The organism is Streptomyces sparsus (genome assembly GCF_054776295.1).
Window position 1 is genome coordinate 1 of record NZ_BAAHCA010001223.1, and the last position, 1,198, is coordinate 1,198.

Annotated in this window: 1 protein-coding gene and 1 pseudogene; both read left to right on the forward strand. The window is 74.0% G+C overall.

Features of this window, described 5'->3' with window-relative positions:
- The coding region (gene rlmB / locus ACYVE9_RS27535) for a 23S rRNA (guanosine(2251)-2'-O)-methyltransferase RlmB (RefSeq protein WP_461030607.1) at positions 1 to 801 on the forward strand (801 nt) is incomplete at its 5' end.
- Between the two features lie 99 nt (positions 802 to 900).
- Positions 901 to 1,198: pseudogene (locus tag ACYVE9_RS27540) on the forward strand (hypothetical protein); the annotation flags it as partial.

Sequence of the window (1,198 nt, forward strand, 5' to 3'; positions counted from 1 at the left end):
CAGGCGCGCGCCCGCCGGGCCACCGGCCGTCCCGCTCCGCGCCGAGGCGGCCCGAAGGGCACCTCGGAGCTGGTCGTCGGCCGCAACTCGGTCGTCGAGGCGCTGCGCGAGGGCGTGCCGGCCAGCACGCTCTACGTCCAGCAGTACATCGACAGCGACGAGCGGGTCCGTGAGTCGCTGCGGCTCACCGCGGACCGCGGCGGCATCAACCTGATGGAGGCCCCCCGGCCCGAGCTGGACCGGATGACCAACGGGCTGAACCACCAGGGCCTCGTGCTCCAGGTCCCGCCCTACGACTACGCGCACCCGGAGGACCTCACCGCCGCCGCGCTGGACGCCGGCCAGGACGCGCTGATCGTCGCCCTCGACGGCGTCACCGACCCGCGCAACCTGGGCGCCGTGGTGCGGTCCGCCGCGGCCTTCGGTGGTCACGGCGTGGTCGTGCCGGAGCGGCGCGCGGCCGGCATGACCGCCGGCGCCTGGAAGACGTCCGCCGGTGCCGCGGCCCGGATCCCGGTCGCCCGTGCGACCAACCTGACCCGTGCCCTGGAGACGTACCAGAAGTCCGGGCTGACGGTCATCGGGCTGGCCGCGGACGGCGACACCGAGCTGACCGACGTGGCCGCGCTGGACGGTCCGGTGGTCATCGTGATCGGCAGCGAGGGCAAGGGGCTCTCCCGGCTCGTCGGCGAGACCTGCGATCTGCTGGTGCGGATCCCGATGCCGGGCGGCGGGGAATCGCTGAACGCCGGGGTCGCCGCCGGGGTGGCGCTCTACGAGACCGCGCGCCGCCGACGCTGAGTCACCGCCGTTGAGCCACCCGGCCCACCAGGGGCTTGACGGGTCGCGGACAGATCGGCCGGGTCAAGGCAGTGTCCTTAACGTCCGTCACTCGGTTAGATGAGTGTGGACACCAGAACACCCCGCACGCCTACCGGGGCGACCCCTGGCGGCTTTGACGACGACCCGGTGCTCAGCTCGGTCAAGGTGCCGAGCGACCCCGCGCAGGTCATCGTCAACAACGCCAGCTTCCGGGTACAGCTCGCCACACCGGCACCGACCGGCAGCGCGTTCGCCGACACCGCCCAGCTGCCAGCGGTCGACGGTGGCAAGCGGCGCACGCCGCTGGTGTACAGCGGCCGTGCCGCGCCGGGTGACGGCGGCCTCAGCCAGCTGCTCCACGCCGCGCACGCGGGCC